Raw genomic sequence first — 18,741 nt, 5'->3', positions numbered from 1 at the left:
AATTCGTCATGAACGGCCCGTGGCAGATTCGGTTCACGCAAGCACCGGTCGGCGAACGCCGGCGGGCATGCCTGCTTTGGTGAAGCGCGCGATTTTGCTAGGGCAGTAGATCGAACTCACTGGACGAGACATCGTATCTCCCAGAAGAAATATTGCCGCGTGGCTAGTTATATTTCGAGAGGCAAGGATGCTGGATAAAAACAGGAACGTCAACCGGCACGCTCGCAGGTGAACTTGCGCTGACTTGCCTTTTTGATCACAACGGAGGACGCGCAGCGCTTGCCGACCGGCGCCGCGACGCGCGCCAGGTTTGACAAGCCCCGGGCTTTCATCGACGATGTCCCCGGTTCAGATCCGCCACCCGCACGCCATGCCAAGAAGACCGACTCCCGAAGAACGACGCGAACTGGGCGCCTTCCTTTCCAGCCGGCGCGCCGCCCTGCGGCCGGCGGATTTCGGCTTGCCGGAAGGCCCGCGCCGCACGCCCGGCTTGCGGCGCGAGGAAGTGGCGCTGCAGGCAGGCGTGAGCGTGAGCTGGTACACCTGGCTGGAACAGGGACGCGACATCCAGCCCTCGGCCGACGCGCTGCGCCGCATCGCTCGGGTCTTCGGGCTGGACCAGGTCGAGTCGGACCACCTGTTCGCGCTGTCGTTGCGCGAAGCGCCGGCGGTGGTCTCCGGCGGCGAGGTCAGCGAAGGACTGGAGATGCTGGTGCGCGCCATCCCGCTGCCGGCCTACATCCGCAACACGCGGCTGGACATCCTGGCCTGGAACGATCCGATCGCCGAACTGTTCGTCGACTACGGCGCGCTGCAGCCGCACGAGCGCAATACGCTGCGCCTGCTGTTTCTCTACCAGCCCTACCGCACCCTGATCCTGGAATGGGAGCAGATGGCGCGCGGCATGATTTCCACCTTCCGCGCCGCCCGCGCGCAGGCGCTGGACAAGGCGCCGTTCGACGCCATGGTGGAGGAGCTGTCGGCATTGAGCCCGGAGTTCGCCTGCTGGTGGCAGGACACCAGCGTCAAGGGATTCGACGAAGGCGAAAAACGGCTGCGTCACCCCGGCGGCGGCCACATCGAATTCCACTACGTGGCGCTGACCCCGACCGGCAGGCCCGACCTGTCGCTGGTGACCTACATCCCCAAACCCGCTGCCGGGGACTCCCACTCATAGGATAACAAGACGCCTTATTGAGCCGCGCCGATTTGCCTACAGTGACGCCAGTGCAATTCATTTCCACTGTCATTCACCGTCATGGAGGCAAACATGTCCACCCAGCAATCCTCGCCCGTCATCGTCGCGACCTCGCGCAACCCCGCCACCGGCGAGCTGATCGCCACCTACCCGTTCCAGACCCCGGCTGAAGTCGAGCGCCTGCTGCAGGACAACGCCTCGGCCCAGCGCCTGTGGCGCGCCACGCCGATGGCCCAGCGCGTGGCGGCCTATCGCCGCCTGTCGGCCACGCTGCGCGAGCGCGCCGGCGAGCTGGCCGCGCTGATCACGGCCGAAATGGGCAAGACCATCGGCGCCGCGCGCGCCGAGGTCGAGAAGTGCGCCGCCACGCTGGACTGGATCGCCGACCAAGGCCCGGCCATCCTCGCCGACGAGCCGGTCGCCATCGAAGGCAGCGCCGACCAGGTGCATGTCTCGTATCTTTCGATCGGCTCGGTGCTGGCGGTGATGCCGTGGAATTTCCCGCTGTGGCAGGTGATCCGCGCCTCCGGCCCGGTCATGCTCTCGGGCAACGGCTTCATCCTCAAGCATGCGCCCAACGTCATGGGCTCGGCCTACGCCCTGCAGGGCGCGTATGAAGCCGCCGGCTTCCCCAAGGGCCTGTTCGTCAACCTGAACGCCGGCAACGACACCGTGGCCGGCGTGATCGAAGACCCGCGGGTGGCCGCCGTGACGCTGACCGGCAGCATGCGCGCAGGCGCGGCCGTCGCCTCGCTGGCCGGTCGCGCGCTGAAGAAAAGCCTGCTCGAGCTGGGCGGCGCCGACGCCTTCATCGTGCTGGCCGACGCCAACATCGACCTGGCGGTGAAGGCCGCCGTCGAGGCGCGCTTCCAGAACGCCGGCCAGGTCTGCCTGGCGGCCAAGCGCTTCATCGTCGAGCGTCCCGTCGCCGAGGAATTCACCCGCAAGTTCGTCGAAGCCGCGCGCCGCGTGCGGGCCGGCGATCCGCTGGATCCGTCCAGCACCATCGGCCCCATGGCGCGCGCCGACCTGCGCGACGAACTGCACCGGCAGGTGGAACGCACCATCGCCGCCGGCGCCACGCTGCTGCTGGGCGGCGAGAAGCTCGACGGCCCCGGCAACTACTACGCGCCGACGGTGCTGGCCGACGTCGCGCCGGGCATGGCGGCCTTCGACGAGGAAACCTTCGGCCCGGTGGCCGCCATCACGGTGGCCGACGATGCCGAACATGCGCTGGAGCTGGCCAACGCCAGCGACTACGGCCTGGGCGGCAGCCTGTGGACCGGCGACGTGGCGCGCGCCCAGCGCATCGCCCGCCGCTTCGAAACCGGCGGCGTGTTCATCAACGGCTTCCCGGCGTCGAACGCGCGCATCCCGGTCGGCGGCGTGAAGAAGAGCGGCTATGGCCGCGAGCTCTCGCACTTCGGCTTGCGCGAGTTCACCAACGCGCAGGCCGTCTGGGCCAGGACCGTCGGCTGAATTTTTTCCGCGACGGCTGCACATCCCTCCAGGAGGCAACCATGGGCAAGTCATTGGCAGGACAGGAAAGCGACGAGGCGCTGGCGGCATCGGCCAACTTCTACCGGCAGGCGCTGGGCGTGCAGGTGGTGCGACGCGTGGAACTGGCGCAGGGCCACTACGCGATGCACGACCTGGCGCGTCCCGGCGAAGCGGCCACGCTGATCGAAATGATCCGCGAACGCCGGCGCAACGGCTGCCGCCTGGCCTATGTGGTGCCGGACATCCGGCTCGCCTGCCGCAGGCTGCAGGAATGCGGCGCGGTGGTCTGCCTGCCGGCGCTGGACGGCAACATGGCCAGCGTGTGCTCGCCCGACGGCGTGCCGGCCGAACTGATTCAGGGAAGCCCGCAAGGGACTTCCGCACCCACGCCCATGCGCGCATGAGCGTGCGGCGCGGGAAGGAGACACTGCATCAAGGCAATACAGGATATCGGCAACACCTTATCGAACCCACATTTCAGGAACATCACCATGTCATCCCATGAAACACCCCTCTTCTCGCCCACCCGCATCGGCGCCATCGAAGTCGCCAACCGCATCGCCATGGCGCCGCTGACGCGCTCGCGCGCCGGCATGGACGGCGTGCACACCGAGCTGGCCGTGGAGTACTACCGCCAGCGCGCCTCGGCCGGCCTGATCATCAGCGAGGCCACCAACATCTCGCGCGAGGGCCGCGGCTACGCCTTCACGCCCGGCATCTACACCGACGAGCACGTCGCCGCCTGGCGCCAGGTCACCGACGCGGTGCATGCCGCCGGCGGCAAGATCGTGGTGCAGCTGTGGCACGTCGGCCGCATCTCGCACAGCTCGCTGCAGGCGGACGGCGCGCCGCCGGTGGCTCCTTCGGCCATCCAGGCCGGCGAGCTGGTGTTCCTCGAATCGCGCACCCAGGCGCGACCGTCGATGCCGCGCGCGCTGGAGACCGACGAGATCCCGCGCATCGTGGAGGACTACCGCAACGCCGCGCGCCGCGCCAAGGAAGCCGGCTTCGATGGCGTGGAAGTGCACTCGGCCAACGGCTACCTGCTGGAGCAGTTCGTGCGCGACAGCACCAACCTGCGCACCGACCAGTACGGCGGCTCGCTGGAGAACCGCGTGCGCTTCCCGGTCGAGGTAGTCAAGGCGGTTGCCGAGATCTGGGGCGCCGATCGCGTGGGCGTGCGCCTGTCGCCGCTGACCCGCTCGGCCGGCGACACGCCGCTGGACAGCGATCCCGAGCGCACCTACTTCTACTATGCCGAGCAGCTGGGTCAACTGGGCCTGGCCTACCTGCATTGCGTGGAAGGCCAGACGCGCGGCGACAACGCCGCCGGCGCCTTCAACTTCAAGAAGCTGCACGCGGCCTTCGGCGGCAGGTACATCGCCAACAACAGCTACCAGCGCGACATGGCCATCGATGCCGTCGAGTCGGGCCACGCCGACATGGTGGCCTTCGGCCGCCCCTTCATCGCCAACCCCGACCTGGTGCAGCGCCTGCGCCTGGACGCGCCGCTGGCCGAAGCCGACCGCGCGACCTTCTACGGCGGCGGCGCCGAAGGCTACACCGACTATCCGGCGCTGACGGCCTGAGACCCGGCCCATGCACCGCAAACAAAAACGCCCGCAATCGCGGGCGTTTTTTTGTGCGCGGGTAGCCTCAGCCCTTGCTGGCGCCAAAGGTCAGCCCGGCCACGAACTGCTTCTGCATCACGAAGAACAGCAACACCGACGGCAACGCCGCGAGGATGGAACCGGCCGACACCAGGTTCCAGGCGGTGGTCCACTGCCCGCGCAAGGCCGCCACGCCGACCGTGATCGGCGCCACGTCGTCGCCCTGAGTGAGGCACAGCGCCCAGAAATAGTCGTTCCAAACGAAGGTGAACACCAGCACCGCCAGCGCCGCCAGCGCGGGACGGATCAGCGGCAGCACGATGCGGTAGAACACCGTCCATTCGCTTGCGCCCTCGATGCGCGCGGCCTCGATCATCTCGAACGGCAGCTGCTTGATGAAGTTGCGCAGGAACAGCGTGCAAAAACCGGTCTGCATCGCCACGTGGAACAGCACCATGCCGGTGACGGTGTTGAACAGGCCCAGCGACAGCGACAGGTCGCGCACCGGGATCATCAGGATCTGCTGCGGCACGAAGTTGCAGGCTACGAAGGTGGCGAACAGCAGCGTGTTGCCGCGGAACTGGTAGGTCGACAAGGCGTAGCCCGCCATCGCCGCCAGCGAGATGGCGCCGATCACCGAGGGCACGGTGATGAGGCAGCTGTTCCAGAAGTAATGCAGCATCGGCGAGGCGGTCAGCGCTTCGCGGTAGTTCTCCAGCATCGCAAAATCCTGCGGCCAGCCCCAGTAGTTGCCGGCCATCAGTTCGTCGTTGGAGCGCACCGAGGTCACCAGCGCGGTCAGCATCGGCAGCAGCCAGATCATCAGCGCCACCGGCAGCGAGAGCTGGTAGGCCAGGCGCGGGATGGGCTTCCATTTTTCTATCGGCATCGGGAACATGGATTCTCCTAGCGTTCCGAGCGCAGCATGCGGCGCAGTTGGTAGACGATGTAGACCAGCATGATGGCGAAGAGCGTCACGGCGATCGCCGCCGAATAGCCCTGCCGGTAATACTTGATGGCCTGGTCGTAGGCATAGTAGGCGAGCACGGTGGAGCTCTCGTAGGGGCCGCCGCTGCTCATCACCGAGATCAGGTCGAAGCTGCGCAGCGCGCCGATGATGCTGACCACGAAGGCCATGAAGGTGGTCGGCCGCAGCTGCGGCAGGATCACGTGGCGCAACATGGTCCAGCCCCTGGCGCCTTCCATGCGCGCGGCCTCGATCTGGTCGTTGTTGATCGCGGTCAGCCCGGTCAGGAACAGGATCATGCAATAAGCGGTCTGCGGCCACAGCGCCGCGAAGATGATGCCGAAGGTGACGTAGCGGGCGTCGCCCAGCACCGGGATGCCGTGGCCCAGCAGCAGCGACAGCAGGCCGAAGCTGGGATCGTAGAACCAGCTGAAGATCAGGCCGACCACCACGCCGGAGAGCACGAAGGGCGCGAAGAACAGCGCCTTGACCACGCGCATGCCGCGCACCTTCTGGTTCAGGTAGAGCGCGATGGACAGCCCCATGGGCGGCGCCAGCAGGAAGGCCAGCAGCCAGGCCAGGTTGTTCCTGAGCGCGGTGTAGAAGGTCGGCGCATGCAGCAGCTCGACATAGTTCGCCAGTCCGACGAACTGCGGCCGGGTCATGCCGTCCCAGTTGAAGAAGCTGAGATAGATGGTGTACGCGATCGGATACAGCACGTAGATCAAGGTCATCGCGCAGGCCGGCGCCAGGAACCAGACGGCGGCGCGGTTCCTGCGCGCGGCGGTGCGCCGCTTCGATGCCGCAGCCGCGGCGGGCGCTTCGGCGGCGCTCTTGGGCGGATTGATGGCGGGCGTTTGCGCAAGCATGGGATGGACTCCTGTAATGCGAATGGTGCGACGGCGATGCCTGGACGGCGAAGCCCGCCCGGCAGCGCGGGCGAACTTCGCGCGGCGGCGGATCAGGACTTCTTGTAGATGCGCTTGCGGCTTTGTTCCAGCTCGTTCAACACTTCGTCGATCTTGCCGGTGTCGCTGACGAACTTCTGCATGCCCTTCATGCCTTCGTCGGCCATCTCCTTGGTCATGTCGCGGTCATAGAACTGCGCCACGCCGCCCTGGGCGTTGGAGAGGATCTGGAAACCGATGCGCGAGATCGGCTCGGTCGGCTCGGGCGACTTGCTGTTGGCCGGCAGCGAACCGAGGCCGTCGGCCAGCTTGGCGCTGATCGCCGGCGTGCCGACGAAGGCCAGGAAGCGACGCGCGTCGGCCTTGTTGCGGGCCTTGCTGGGGATGTGGATGGATTCGGTCGGGCCTTCCTCGGCGGTCGGCACCTTGGCGTCGATGATGGGGAACTGGAAGTAGCCCATGTTGGGCGCCATCTTGGCGGGGAAGCCCTTGGCGATGAAGGTGCCCATCAGCATCATGGCCGCCTTGCCCTGGAACAGGAAGGGCTGGGCGCCATCGAGGTCGTAGGAGAGCGCATTGTCGATGAAGTACTTGTTGTCGATCAGCGTCTTCCACGCGGTGTAGACCTTCTTGACGCGCGCGTCGGTGTAGGCGATCTCGCCGGCCATCAGTTGCTGGTGGAAGGCGTTGCCGTTCAGGCGCAGGTCCAGGTAGTCGAACCAGCCGGCCAGGGTCCAGGCGTCGCGCCCGCCCACGGCCAGCGGCGTGACGCCGGAGGCCTTGAGCTTCTTGCAGGCGTCCAGGAACTCGTCCCAGGTCTTGGGCTCGGCGGCGATGCCGGCGGTCTTGAAGATGTCCTTGCGGTAGAACATGCCCCAGGAGTAGTAGACGGTGGGCAGCGCATATTGCTTGCCCTGGTAGGACGAGGCCTCTTTGGTCGAGGCATAGGAAGCGTCCCAGCCGTTCTTCTTCCAGTCCTCGCTCACATCTTCCAGCAGGCCGCGGCTGGCGTAGAAGGCCATGCGCTCGCCGTTGTGCCAGTTGATGATGTCCGGCGCCTGGGTCGACAGCCAGCCGGGCAGCTGCACCTTGTAGGCCTCTTCCTCGACGAAGGCGACCTTGATGTCGACATCGGGATTGGCCTTCTTGAATTCATCCAGCGTGGATTGCCAGACGGTGCGCTGCACCGCGCCCTTGTAGGCGATGTTGACGGACAGCGTGCCGGCGGCGGCCGATACGGCTGCGGTGGCCGCGGCGGCCAGCAGGCCCATGCGAATCAGATTTTTCATCGTTGTCTCCGAGTGATTGTGTTCACAACAGCGTTGTTCTTGCTCTTTTGCACAGGTTCTTGTCCGCCTGCTTGCGCGCCGGCTTCGCGGCGACGATCTTCAGGTCGCCGCGCGCCGCGCTGTCTTCCAGAGTGTTGCTATTCCTGTTCTTGCGCCTCTTACTGCTGCGTGGTCCGGTAGATCGCCACGCCCTGCGGCTCCAGCTGCGGGCCGCCGACGATGAAGGCCGCGCCGTCGGTGTCCGGCAGCGCCAGCGGCGCGTCGGCGTAGTTCAGCGCGAAAGTCAGGCCGCCGCGGCGCTGCAGGCGCAGGCCCTGCGGCAGGCGCTGCGGCGCCAGGCCGGCGGCGCGCGCCACCTGCTCCAGATAGGCTTGCGTGAGCGCCTCGTCGAAGATGCCGGCGAGGTAATGTACACGCTCGCGCCTGACGATGGCGGGATGGCCGTCGCCGAAACTTGCCACCGCCTGCACGCCCTCGCCTTCCAGCTCGACCAGGTCGCGCCAGTGCGAGGCCTGGCCCTGGCAATCGCCCAGCGCCACCGGCTCGGTGATGTTGGGGCGCATCGACTCGACGCGCCACACGCGCACCGGCAGGATCTGCTGCAGCGGACCGGGCGGCAGGCTGCCGGGGATCTGCAGCGACACCGTCTTGGAGCCGCTGCGCGGCCCCAGCACCACCTGCGCGCCGCTGGCCTGCAGGCGGGCCGGCAGGTCGTCGGGCACGATGGGCAGCGGCGGCACCACGATCATCGCGTAGCCGTCGAGCGGCGCGTGCACCGGCACGATGTCCACGTCCAGTCCCAGCGCGCGCAGCGCCGAGTAATACTCGAAGGCGAAGCGCGGATAGTGGAAGTCGGCGCCCTGGTGATGGATCTCGAACAGCCACTTGGCGCTGTAGTCGAACAGCAGCGCGACCTTGCCGTGCGGCTGCGCCAGCTCGCCGGCCGCCTGTTCCACCTGGCCGATTTCCAGCGCCACGCGTTCGGCTTCGGCGCCGCCGACGTCCAGGCGATTGTCGGGACGGTTCAGCCCGGCGTGCATCTGCTCCTGCCCGAACGGCACCTGGCGCCAGCGGAAGTAGGAGACGCAGCCGGCGCCGTGGGCGAAGGCTTCCCAGCTCCACAGGCGCACCATGCCGGGCAGCGGGTGCGGGTTCCAGTGCGCCCAGTTGACCGGCCCCGGCTGCTGCTCCATGACCCAGAAGGGCTGGGCCGACATGCCGCGATACAGGTCATGGTTGAAGCTGGCGAAATCGGGATGGCCGGTGCGCAGCCAGCGCGCCTTCACCTCCGGCGCGAACCACATCTCTTCCAGCGCGCCCAGCGGGTAGCTGTCCCAGGTCGCCACGTCGAGGTCGGCCGCCACCGAGTAGTGGTCGAACTCGAGGAACATCTGCATGAAGTTGTGCACCATCAGCCGGCCGGGCGCATGCGCGCGCAGGATCTCGACCTGCATGCGGTTGTAGCGCGCCACCTCGTCAGAGGCGAAGCGGCGGTAGTCGAGGCGGTGCGAAGGATGCGCCTCGGTCACGGTGCCCACCGGCGCGTCGATCTCGTCGAAGCTGCGGTATTCCATGCTCCAGAACACCGTGCCCCAGGCCGCGTTGAGCGCCTCGATGCTGCCGTAACGGGCGCGCAGCCACGAACGGAAACGGCGCTGCGCGGACGACGAATAGCTGACCACGGTCTGGTGGCAGCCGTACTCGTTGTCGGTCTGCCAGGCGGTGACCGCGGGATGTTTGCCGTAGCGCTGCGCCAGCAGGCGCACGATGCGCTGCGATTCTTCGAAGTAGGAGTCGGACGAAAAATCGTAATGGCGGCGCGAACCGAAGTGGCGCTTGCGTCCGTTGGCGTCGACCGCCAGCACGTCGTCGTGGCGGTCGACCAGCCACTTGGGCGGCGTCGCGGTGGGCGTGCACATCACCACTTCCAGGCCCTGTGCGGCCAGCACTTCGATGGCGCGGTCCAGCCAGTCCCACTGCAGCTCGCCCGGCGCAGGCTCGATCCGGCTCCAGGCGAATTCGCCGATACGCACCTGCTTGATGCCCAGCGCCTTCATGCGCTGCGCGTCGCTCTCCCACATTGCTTCGGGCCAGTGTTCGGGGTAGTAGCAGACCCCCAATCGTATCGACATGGATGAAACTCCTCCGGGTTGTTGTGGGTGAAGATTGCGCAGCGCCGGGTCGGCGCCGCGATGCTCGGATACTGCCGCGAGCCGGCCCTCAGGCCGCCGCGGCCAGGCTTGCCGCCGGCCGGCGCTCCAGCGCGATGCCGTCGCTGTCAAAGAGATAGGCGCAGTCCGCCGCCACGCCGAAGCGCAGCCGCTCGCCGCGCGCGATCTGCGCGTTGCCCGGCACCTTGGCCACCAGCGGCTGGCCGCCCGGCTCGTCCAGGTGCACATAAGTCTGTTCGCCCAAGCGCTCGACCAGCACCACTTCACGCGTGAGGCCGGCCGACCGGTTGTCGGCGATATCCATGTGCTCGGGCCGCACGCCCAGGGTGACGCTTTCGCCCGGCTCGACGCGGGCGCCGTGGACGGCCACCACCAGCTTCTCGCCGGTGGCGTTCAGGCGCACGGTCACATGTGCGCCCTCCACGCCCTCGACCTGCGCCGGCATGAAGTTCATGCGCGGCGAACCGATGAAGCCGGCGACGAAACGGTTGCGCGGGTGGTGGTACAGCTCCATCGGCGTACCCACCTGGGCGATGCTGCCGAAGCGCGCCGTGTCGGCGCCCGCGTGCAGCAGCACGATGCGGTCGGCCAGCGTCATCGCCTCGACCTGGTCGTGCGTCACGTAGACCACGCTGGCCTGCTCGAACTGGCGATGCAGGCGCGCGATCTCGATGCGGGTCTGGCTGCGCAGCGTGGCGTCGAGGTTGGACAGCGGCTCGTCGAACAGGAACACGCCGGGACGGCGCACGATGGCGCGGCCGATGGCCACGCGCTGGCGCTGCCCGCCCGAGAGCTCCTTGGGCTTGCGCTGCAGCAGTTCTTCCAGCTGCAGCACGCGCGCGGCTTCCTTCACCTTCTGCTCGATCTCGGCCTTGGGCAGCTTGGCCAGGGTGAGGCCGAAGCTCATGTTCTCGAAGACGGTCATGTGCGGAAACAGCGCATAGCTCTGGAACACCATGGCCACCGAACGCTGCGCCGAGGGCACCTCGTTCATGCGCTTGTCGCCGATATACAGGTCGCCGCTGCTGAGGTCTTCCAGGCCCGCGATCACGCGCAGCAGCGTCGACTTGCCGCATCCCGAGGGACCGAGGAAGACGCAGAATTCATGCTCGCCGATGTTCAGGTCGACGTCGCGAATCACCGGCAAGGCGTCGCCGTAGGCTTTCTGTGCTGCACGCAAGGTAATGCTGGCCATCATCTATTCCCAAAAGAATGAATCACACCGCACGCGGCAAAGGCGGCCGCTTTCTGTCGCCGTGAAATCCACGGCCGGCTTGAGGTTAAGCGCTTAATTTAAATTTACAAAAAAACAGGCGAATGCCTGGTTCGTTGCAATTTTTCTGACTGTGTCTCCGCATCGTTGTTCTGATCGTGATGCCGATTTTTTCTGTTGTTGCGTTGGATAATACCGATCTTGGTTTTGGGACGCAACAGGAATTCTGCGAATCCCCGCGCCAGCTCTTCCGTGCGGCGCGCCGCATTGCACTGCTGCAATTCGATGCCCTGGCCGGGCTCGTTGACAAGGTGGGCGATAGACGATTGAATGCGAAGGCTCTCATTTCCATCGCCCATGACCACCCTATCCGAAGTCGCCCGCCTGGCCGGCGTCACCTCCGCCACCGTTTCGAATGTCCTGCGCCAGCGCGGCAAGGTGGGCGAGCAGACCCGCCTGCGCGTGCTGGAGGCGGTGGAACAGCTCGGATACCGGCCGCACCTGACGGCGCGCGCGCTGGCCGAGGGCCGCGCGCCCACGCTGGCGCTGATGGTGTCCAGCATCGCCAACCCCTTCTATCCCGAATTTGCGCTGGCCGCCGAACGCGCGGCGCGCGCCCACGGCCGCTTCCTGATCGTATGCAACACCAACGACGATCCGGCCACCGGACGCGCCTATCTCGACCAGATCGCGGGCACCTTGTCCGACGGCGTGCTGATCATGAACGCCAACCTGCCGATGGACGATCTCAAGAAGACCGAAAAGCGCGGCGCGCCGGTAGTGCTGTGCATGTGGGAAAAGCCTGATGCGCCGCCCGAGCTGCCCAGCATCGCGGTCGACTTCCGGGCCGCCGGCGCGATCGCCGGGCGACACCTGATCGAGCTCGGGCATCGCGACATCGGCGCGCTGGTCGGCAGCAAGAAGAACGGCATCCACGCCGAGCGCTATCGCGGCTACCTCGACGCCTGCGCCGAGGCCGGGCGCAAGCATGCGCAGGAGCGCACGCGCTACATCCCCGATACGGTGGCCGCCGGCTACGATGCGACGATGGCCATGCTCAAGGAATTCCCGCAGCTGACCGCCATCTTCGCCAGCAACGATCTGCCCGCGCTGGGCGCCATGAACGCCATCGCCGACATGGGACTGAACGTGCCGCGCGACATCTCGGTGATCGGCATCACCGACATCCAGTGGGCGCGCCTGTCGCGCCCCGCATTGACCACGGTGGCGGTGCCCACCGACAGCGCCGCCGAGATGTCGATCGAACTGCTGCTCGCGTTGATCAACCGCAGCAGCAAATCGCCCGTCATGCGCGTGACGGCGACGCCGGAACTGGTCCGGCGCGCCTCCACCGCGCCGCCGAAGAAACGCTGAACGCGCAGGCGCATCTCCAGAAACGAAAAAGCCACCCGAAGGTGGCTTTTTTTTGCCTGGCGCGGATCAGCGCTGCGTGGCCGGATGCTCGGCCAGCGGCACGAAGGTCTGCGTGGCTTCATCGAGCGCGTCGATGGTGCCGGCTTCGATGTCGTACACCCAGCCGTGCAGCGCCAGGCGACCTTGCGACAGCGCCAGCGATACCGAGGGATGGGTGCGGATATTGTTGAGCTGGGCGATGACGTTCTCGCGCACCATGCCGTCGATGCGTTCGATCTCGGTGGCGTGGTTGCGCGACTCGTTGATCATGCGCGCGGCGTCGGCATAGCGCAGCCAGTGCTTGACCGCCGGCATGTGGTCCAGGCAGGCGCAGGTCGCCACCGCCTTCATCGCGCCGCAGTCGGAGTGACCGCAGATGACGATGTCGGTCACCTTCAGCTGCGCGACCGCGTATTCCACGGTGGCGCTCACGCCGCCGGGTTCGGGACCGAACGAGGGGACGATGTTGCCGGCATTGCGCATCACGAACAAATCACCCGGCTCACGCTGCGTCACGAGCTCGGGCACCATCCGGCTGTCGGAACAGGAGATGAACAGCGCCTTGGGCGTCTGACCGGTTGCCAGTGTCTTGAACAATTCCTTGCGGGAAGGAAAGACGTCTTGTTGGAAGCGTAGGAAGCCGTTGATGATTTCTTGCATGGATGAAAAGGAATAGTTTTCGAACCCGCATTATCGCCTTTTTTTGCGGCGAAACTGTAACTTGGACAGCTGCGCCGGTTACGCGGCATGGGCCGCGCCGGCCGGACTGAGCCCGCGCCGGCGCCCGGTCCTTACTGCTCCTGCCAGCCCAGGCTTGCAGCCTCCTCCGCGCTCAGCAGGCGGTTGCGCATATCGGCGGCGATGTGGTGCGCGTCGTCGTCGTTGACGCGGTAGACGCGCACATCGGCACCCGGATGCAGGCCCAGCCCGCGCGCGCATTCCATCGCGTGGTTCATGTCTCGCGCTTCGATGATGGCATGGCCGAGCAGGTGCGGCGGCGTGCTGCCTGCCGCCACGAACATCAGCCAGAAGCACGATAGCGGCAGCGCCGCTTCCGCATCCTGGACCGCGTCGCCGAACCTGGCCGCCACGATGGCGCGCAGGGCCGCCTCCACCGGCGTCGCGCCGTTGCCCCAGGGCGTATCGCGGCCCTTGAGCTCGGCCGCCCAGCGGCCGCCGCTCTCGAAGATGTCGACGCCGTGCTTCACGATCAGCGGCCCGCTCGCCTGCGGGTCACGGGTCGGCGAATAGGGCATTCCCTCCAGGGCGCCGGCGTCGTTGCGGCGATACGCGACCAGGCAGGCCTGCGCGGTGCGCACGGCGTCGATGCCTTCGGCCCTGGCCACCCAGAAATCCAGATCGATGCCGCTGAGGTCGTTGACGTAGATGGTGGTCATGCTGATATCGCTTGTGCAGTTGATGGAAGGCGGCGCGGATTGTACCGCGCCGCCTCGCCTGCCTGCAGCGCCGGCACGCGGGCAATCGCACGTTATATACACAAGGATATTACGAAGATAAGAACGCGGAGATAATCCCTATGCGCCGCCGCACATAGAATTGCCGGCGCATCGCCTTCCATTTACGGGTCGCCCAGAGGCGATACCGCAGGATGTCCGCCGCGCGGAAGCGCCAGCTTCCGGCGCACGGAAAGAGACCGGGCCAGTGTGCCCGTCCATCCAATCCATTACAGGGGAACACATGAAAAAAACCGCAATCGCCATGGCCGGCCTCGCGCTGGCCGGCGCTCACGCGCAGACGATGGCGCAAAGCAGCGTCACGCTCTACGGCGTCATCGACACCGGCCTGACCTATACCAGCAAGGTCGGCGCCAACAACGGCAGCCGCTTCAGCGTCGACTCCGGCGACCTGGCGACGTCGCGCATCGGCTTCAAGGGTGTCGAAGACCTGGGCGGCGGCCTGTCCGCCGTCTTCAACCTGGAAAACGGTTTCAACGCCGACACCGGCGGCATGGGCACCGCCAACACCCTGTTCGACCGCAAGTCGGTGGTCGGCCTGTCGGGCGCCTTCGGCACCGTCACCCTCGGCCGCCAGACCGATTACCTGGAAGACATCGGCGCCAAGTACACCTCGGTGCAGACCTTCGGCGGCAACGGCATCAAGGGCGGCCACTTCAACAACCTCGACCGCACCGCCGGCGGCGCGCGCACCGACAATGCGGTGCGCTACGACACCGCCAATCTCTCCGGCTTTACCGGCAGCCTGTTCTACGGCTTCGGTGAAGTGGCGGGCAACAATTCGGCGGGCCAGTCCTTCGGCATCGCCGGCAACTACGCCAACGGCCCCTTCGGCGTCGGCGCGGGCTATTACCAGAGCAAGCTGGCCGCCACCTCCGGCGCCGCGCAGGCGGGCGACACCGACCTGAAGACCTTCACCCTGGGCGCCAGCTACCAGTTCGGACCGGCCAAACTGTACGGCGCCTGGTCGCAGATCAGGCGCCCGTCGGCGGCGACCGTGGCCTCCACCGGCCTGGTCAACATCACCACGGCGGAAAAGGCCAACGTGTTCGACCTGGGCGTGGACTACACGCTCTCCCCCAACCTGCACCTGCTGGGCAGCGTGATCCACGACCGCGCCAACATCCGCCGCGCCGGCGCCGGCGCGACGCGGGTCTCGACCACCCAGCTCAATGTCGGCGTCGACTACTACCTGTCCAAACGCACCGACCTGTATGCGATGTACAGCAACCAGCGCGCCCGCGACACCGTCAACCCCGGCGTGGTCAATGCCGCCTACTCGTCCTCGCCCAGCGACGACAGTACGCAGAATGTGGTGCGTGTGGGCGTGCGGCACAAGTTCTGAGCCGCACGCAGTCTTGAGGAGATGGGTCTCACTTTTTGCAGGGCGCCTCGCGGCCCCTGCTTTTTTTTTTGCCCGCCGCTCAAGCGCCGATGCGCCCCGGGAAGACCTCGACCAGCCAGTCGATGAACACCCGCAGGCGATGCGTCAGGTGCCGGCTCTGCGGATACACCACGTAGAACGGATAGGCCGCCGGCCGCCATTTCTTGAGAATCTCCACCAGCGCGCCGTCCTTCAGCGACGGGCCGGCCGCGTAGGAAAAGGTCTGGATGATGCCCAGGCCCGCCAGCCCCGCCGCCAGGTGAGCGTTGCTCTCGTTGATGCCGATGCGGTGCTCGATCTTGATCTCGCTCTTCTCGCCGTCGCGCTCGAAACGAAAAGGCATGGCGCGGCCGTTCTGGGTCGTCACGTAGCTCACCAGGCGATGGCCGTTCTTCAGCTCCTCCGGATAGGCCGGCACCCCGTATTGCTTCAGGTAGGCCGGCGTGGCGCAGGTGACCATGCGCGCCTGGCCGATCTTGCGCGCCACCAGCGATGAATTGTCCAGCGCGCCGCCGCGGATGACGCAGTCGACGCTGTCGCCGATCAGGTCCACCGCGCGGTCGGACACGCCGAGGTCGATCCGGATGTCGGGATACAGGGCCATGAACTCCGGCAGCGCCGGGATCAGCACGTCGCGCGCGGTGGAGCCGCCGACGTCGATGCGCAGTTGGCCGCGCGGCTTGCTGCGGGCGGCGTTGAAGGAGGTATCGACATCTTCCAGGTCGCGCAGGATGCGCATGGTCTTCTCGTAATAGTCCTGCCCCTCCGGGGTGACGCTCACGCGGCGCGTGGTCCGCTGCAGCAGGCGGATGCCCAGATGCGCCTCCAGCTCCTGCACCAGCTTGCTCAGCGTGGCGTTGGGCATCTCCAGCGAATCGGCGGCGCGCGTGAAGTTGCCGGCTTCCACCACGCGGGCGAAGGCCCTGATGGCCTGTATCTGGTCCATTTGATTTTCCTTGCAGGGGTGCGACGATGCTTATTATCCATGTACATGGATAGTCATTTTCATTTTACATACTTTTTCAATAAACGACGGATCGCTAAAGTAGCTCCATGCCTGCACGACACAGCGGCCAAACCAAGGCAAGCGGACGCGGATCGCAACAGGCATTACCCATCCCTCATCGACGAAAAAGGAGCAAGACCATGAACAAGCAACTCGACGGCAAGATCGCACTGGTAACCGGCGGCACCACCGGCATCGGCCTGGCCACCGCCCAGGAACTGGCGGCGCAAGGCGCCAAAGTCTTCATCACCGGCCGCCGCCAGGCCGAGCTGGATGCCGCGGTCGCCGCCATCGGCAGCGCCGCCACCGGCATCCGCGCCGACGCCTCGGTGCTGGCCGACCTGGACGCGGTGTACGCCCGCATCGCCAAGAGCGAAGGCAAGCTGGATATCCTGTTCGCCAACGCCGGCGGCGGCGACATGATGCCGCTGGGCGCGATCACCGAGGAACACTTCGACCGCATCTTCGGCACCAATGTGCGCGGCGTGCTGTTCACCGTGCAAAAGGCGCTGCCGCTGCTGACCGACGGCGCCTCGGTGATCCTCACCTCGTCGACCACCTCGATCCAGGGCACCGCCAACTTCAGCGTCTACAGCGCCAGCAAGGCCGCCGTGCGCAACTTCGCCCGCTCCTGGGCGCTGGACCTGAAGGACCGCGGCATCCGCGTCAACGCCATCAGCCCCGGCCCGATCCGCACGCCCGGCCTGGGCGGCCTGGTGCCCGACGATGCGCGCCAGGGCCTGTATGACTTCCTGGCCTCGCAGGTGCCGCTGGGCCGCCTGGGCGAGCCTAGCGAGATCGGCCGCGCGGTGGCCTTCCTGGCCTCCGACGCCGCCAGCTTCGTCAACGGCATCGAACTGTTCGTCGACGGCGGCATGGCGCAAATCTGATTGCCGCAACCCGCAGGCAGGACAGCAAAAAGGCCACCCTCGGGTGGCCTTTTTCCGTGCGAGTAAGCGGCGCCTACTGGCGGGCGGCCAGCAACAAGGCGCCCGCGCCGATGAAGAACCCGCCGGTCAGCTTGTTGAGCCGGGCCACGCCGCGCGAGGTGCGGATGAAATGGCGGATCTGCGTGCCGCACAGCGAATACACGGCGGTCGAGACGAACTCGGCGGCCAGGTAGATCGAGCCCAGCACCAGGAACTGGTGCGCGGCGGGGCGCGACTGGTCGATGAACTGCGGGAAGATCGCCGCGAACAGCATGATGGCCTTGGGATTGGTGATGCCCAGCAGAAACTCCTGCATGGCCAGCGCGCCCACGCCCTTCTGCGCCGGCGCGGCCTTGCCCGGCACGGCGACGGCATCGGCCAGCTCCAGCCCGTGGAACTCGCGGCTGCGCCAGGCGCGCCAGCCGAGGTAGAACAGGTAGAGCGCGCCCACCCATTTCACCGCCTCGAAGGCGGTTTCCGAGGCCAGCAGCATCGCGCCCAGGCCCAGCGCCGAGATGGTCAGGAAGATCGCGAACGCGGTCACGCGGCCGAAGGTCGCCAGCAGGGCCGGGCCGACGCCGCGGCGAATGCCGTTGTTGAGCGCGCAGAAATTGTTGGGGCCGGGCACCAGCGCCAGCATGACGGCAACGGGGATGAAGAACAGGGCGTCCATGGAGCTTCCTTGGGAAAGCGGAAATCGAATCCGGATTTTACCGTCAACGGCCCGGCAGCACGCGACCGCCTCCAATCTGGCCTGGGCCAGGCCGGTGACGCCCGCACGCTAAGACGCCAGGCCATCCGGGCGCGACGCCGCAAGCGCCTGCATCCTGGCGTACACGCTGCGCACGAAAGACGACACGGTATGCCGCGAGACCTCCATGCGGCGCGCCGCCTCGTCGGCGGTAAAACCGCGGGCGATCAGCTCCAGCGCCTGCGCCTCATAGGTGGAAAGCGCCGGTTCGCCGCGCCGCGAGCGCATCAGGATGCGATGCGCGATCAGTGGGTTGATGCTGCCGCCGCCGTTGCTGAGGCCGCGGATCTCGTCGAGGATGTGGCCCGGCGCGCTGTCCTTGGGCAAATACCCGGCGGCGCCCGCCTCGATGCAATCGAGCAGGTCGGCGCGGTCGCCCAGGGTGGTGGCGACCATCACCGCGCATCCCGGCCATCGGCGCACGGCGGCGCGGATCACCTCCAGGCCCGAACCATCGGGCAAGGCCGGGGCCACCAGCATGACGTCGGCCGGCGCGCGCGAAAGCAGCGCCAGTCCATCGGCGCGGCTGGCCGCGGCCGCGACCGGCGTGATATCGGAGCAACATTGCAATGCCGCCATCACGGCGCCGCGAAACTCGGCGTCGTCGTCGACCAGCATCAGGTGGATTCGCTGCAGGGAAGGCGCCGGATGCGTATGAGGCCCGGCGGGAAGAACGGATTGGAACATGATGGCGGTCGCTTTCTCCGAAGCATGACGCAGCATGAAGGGCCTGCCGCCCAGGTTCGTGTCCTCGTGCTTTTTTTGACAGATTCCGACAGGCCCGGCGGCAATTGTAGACAAGCTTGCGGGATGGCGATGTCCCCATTTCTTGCGATATGCAGGCGCGGCGCTCCCGGTTAGAGTCACCCGCAGCGGGTCTGTCTTCGTTGCCGTGCCGACGGCGGTCGCAGGCCCCGACCCCGTCCC

The 18,741-nt window shown here is 66.8% G+C and carries 18 protein-coding genes; 7 read left to right on the top strand and 11 right to left on the bottom strand.

Going from position 1 to position 18,741, the window contains the following annotated elements; genetic code table 11:
• The first annotated feature begins 370 nt into the window (after window positions 1-370).
• The 4 genes from CEJ42_RS20240 (at window position 371) to CEJ42_RS20225 (ending at window position 4,287) form a co-directional block, all read left to right on the top strand.
• Window positions 371-1,177 (top strand): helix-turn-helix transcriptional regulator, encoded by an 807-nt coding sequence (locus CEJ42_RS20240; RefSeq protein ID WP_079216874.1) that lies wholly within the window; start codon window positions 371-373, stop codon window positions 1,175-1,177.
• Window positions 1,178-1,270: 93 nt separating this feature from the next.
• Window positions 1,271-2,677 (top strand): NAD-dependent succinate-semialdehyde dehydrogenase, encoded by a 1,407-nt coding sequence (locus tag CEJ42_RS20235; RefSeq protein ID WP_088752313.1) that lies wholly within the window; start codon window positions 1,271-1,273, stop codon window positions 2,675-2,677.
• 41 nt (window positions 2,678-2,718) lie between these two features.
• Window positions 2,719-3,102 carry a VOC family protein gene (locus CEJ42_RS20230; RefSeq protein ID WP_079216876.1) on the top strand — a complete coding sequence of 128 codons (384 nt, stop codon included), beginning with the start codon at window positions 2,719-2,721 and terminating at the stop codon, window positions 3,100-3,102.
• 81 nt (window positions 3,103-3,183) lie between these two features.
• On the top strand, window positions 3,184-4,287 hold the full coding sequence (locus CEJ42_RS20225; protein WP_420840788.1) for an alkene reductase: 1,104 nt from the start codon (window positions 3,184-3,186) through the stop codon (window positions 4,285-4,287).
• A 67-nt stretch (window positions 4,288-4,354) separates the two neighbouring features.
• On the opposite strand, the gene CEJ42_RS20220 is transcribed toward CEJ42_RS20225, so the two are convergent.
• The 6 genes from CEJ42_RS20220 to CEJ42_RS20195 form a co-directional block, all read right to left on the bottom strand.
• Window positions 4,355-5,206, bottom strand: a complete 852-nt coding sequence (locus CEJ42_RS20220; protein WP_079216878.1) for a carbohydrate ABC transporter permease — start codon at window positions 5,204-5,206, stop codon at window positions 4,355-4,357.
• 8 nt (window positions 5,207-5,214) lie between these two features.
• Complete coding sequence (locus tag CEJ42_RS20215; protein ID WP_088752311.1) at window positions 5,215-6,144, bottom strand: carbohydrate ABC transporter permease; 930 nt, start codon at window positions 6,142-6,144, stop codon at window positions 5,215-5,217.
• A gap of 92 nt (window positions 6,145-6,236) precedes the next feature.
• Window positions 6,237-7,454, bottom strand: coding sequence for an ABC transporter substrate-binding protein (locus CEJ42_RS20210; RefSeq protein ID WP_420809798.1), 1,218 nt, complete (start codon window positions 7,452-7,454; stop codon window positions 6,237-6,239).
• A gap of 176 nt (window positions 7,455-7,630) precedes the next feature.
• Window positions 7,631-9,604, bottom strand: a complete 1,974-nt coding sequence (locus CEJ42_RS20205; RefSeq protein WP_088752310.1) for a beta-galactosidase — start codon at window positions 9,602-9,604, stop codon at window positions 7,631-7,633.
• 88 nt (window positions 9,605-9,692) lie between these two features.
• On the bottom strand, window positions 9,693-10,838 hold the full coding sequence (locus CEJ42_RS20200) for an ABC transporter ATP-binding protein (protein WP_079219211.1): 1,146 nt from the start codon (window positions 10,836-10,838) through the stop codon (window positions 9,693-9,695).
• Between the two features lie 104 nt (window positions 10,839-10,942).
• Window positions 10,943-11,215 (bottom strand): hypothetical protein, encoded by a 273-nt coding sequence (locus tag CEJ42_RS20195; RefSeq protein ID WP_088752309.1) that lies wholly within the window; start codon window positions 11,213-11,215, stop codon window positions 10,943-10,945.
• Here CEJ42_RS20195 and CEJ42_RS20190 point away from each other — a divergent pair.
• Window positions 11,214-12,230 (top strand): LacI family DNA-binding transcriptional regulator, encoded by a 1,017-nt coding sequence (locus tag CEJ42_RS20190; protein WP_079216883.1) that lies wholly within the window; start codon window positions 11,214-11,216, stop codon window positions 12,228-12,230. The genes CEJ42_RS20195 and CEJ42_RS20190 overlap by 2 nt on opposite strands.
• Before the next feature lie 66 nt (window positions 12,231-12,296).
• Here CEJ42_RS20190 and CEJ42_RS20185 read toward each other — a convergent pair whose 3' ends face one another.
• Together CEJ42_RS20185 and CEJ42_RS20180 are read right to left on the bottom strand one after the other, a co-directional pair.
• Entirely contained in the window at window positions 12,297-12,929 is a 633-nt protein-coding gene (locus tag CEJ42_RS20185; protein WP_079216884.1) for a carbonic anhydrase, read from the bottom strand.
• A gap of 131 nt (window positions 12,930-13,060) precedes the next feature.
• Window positions 13,061-13,666, bottom strand: coding sequence for a phage protein NinX family protein (locus CEJ42_RS20180; protein ID WP_088752308.1), 606 nt, complete (start codon window positions 13,664-13,666; stop codon window positions 13,061-13,063).
• Window positions 13,667-13,967: 301 nt separating this feature from the next.
• Between CEJ42_RS20180 and CEJ42_RS20175 the strand changes: the two genes are divergently transcribed.
• Window positions 13,968-15,089, top strand: coding sequence for a porin (locus tag CEJ42_RS20175; protein WP_079216886.1), 1,122 nt, complete (start codon window positions 13,968-13,970; stop codon window positions 15,087-15,089).
• A gap of 79 nt (window positions 15,090-15,168) precedes the next feature.
• Here the strand turns inward: CEJ42_RS20175 and CEJ42_RS20170 are convergent, their stop codons facing one another.
• Complete coding sequence (locus tag CEJ42_RS20170; RefSeq protein ID WP_079216887.1) at window positions 15,169-16,074, bottom strand: LysR family transcriptional regulator; 906 nt, start codon at window positions 16,072-16,074, stop codon at window positions 15,169-15,171.
• A gap of 200 nt (window positions 16,075-16,274) precedes the next feature.
• Between CEJ42_RS20170 and CEJ42_RS20165 the strand changes: the two genes are divergently transcribed.
• Window positions 16,275-17,024, top strand: a complete 750-nt coding sequence (locus CEJ42_RS20165; RefSeq protein WP_088752307.1) for an SDR family NAD(P)-dependent oxidoreductase — start codon at window positions 16,275-16,277, stop codon at window positions 17,022-17,024.
• Window positions 17,025-17,097: 73 nt separating this feature from the next.
• Here CEJ42_RS20165 and CEJ42_RS20160 read toward each other — a convergent pair whose 3' ends face one another.
• Window positions 17,098-17,736, bottom strand: coding sequence for a LysE family translocator (locus CEJ42_RS20160; protein WP_079216889.1), 639 nt, complete (start codon window positions 17,734-17,736; stop codon window positions 17,098-17,100).
• Between the two features lie 108 nt (window positions 17,737-17,844).
• The gene (locus CEJ42_RS20155) at window positions 17,845-18,615 is read right to left on the bottom strand and encodes a response regulator transcription factor (protein WP_243397908.1); all 771 of its coding nucleotides are present in this window, start codon (window positions 18,613-18,615) and stop codon (window positions 17,845-17,847) included.
• Window positions 18,616-18,741 lie beyond the last annotated feature (126 nt).

Origin of the sequence: Herbaspirillum robiniae (assembly GCF_002213415.1) — a bacterium.
Classification (GTDB): domain Bacteria; phylum Pseudomonadota; class Gammaproteobacteria; order Burkholderiales; family Burkholderiaceae_D; genus Herbaspirillum; species Herbaspirillum robiniae.
Note: the sequence above shows the minus strand (reverse complement) of the source record. Positions and strands in the feature narration are given on the sequence as shown.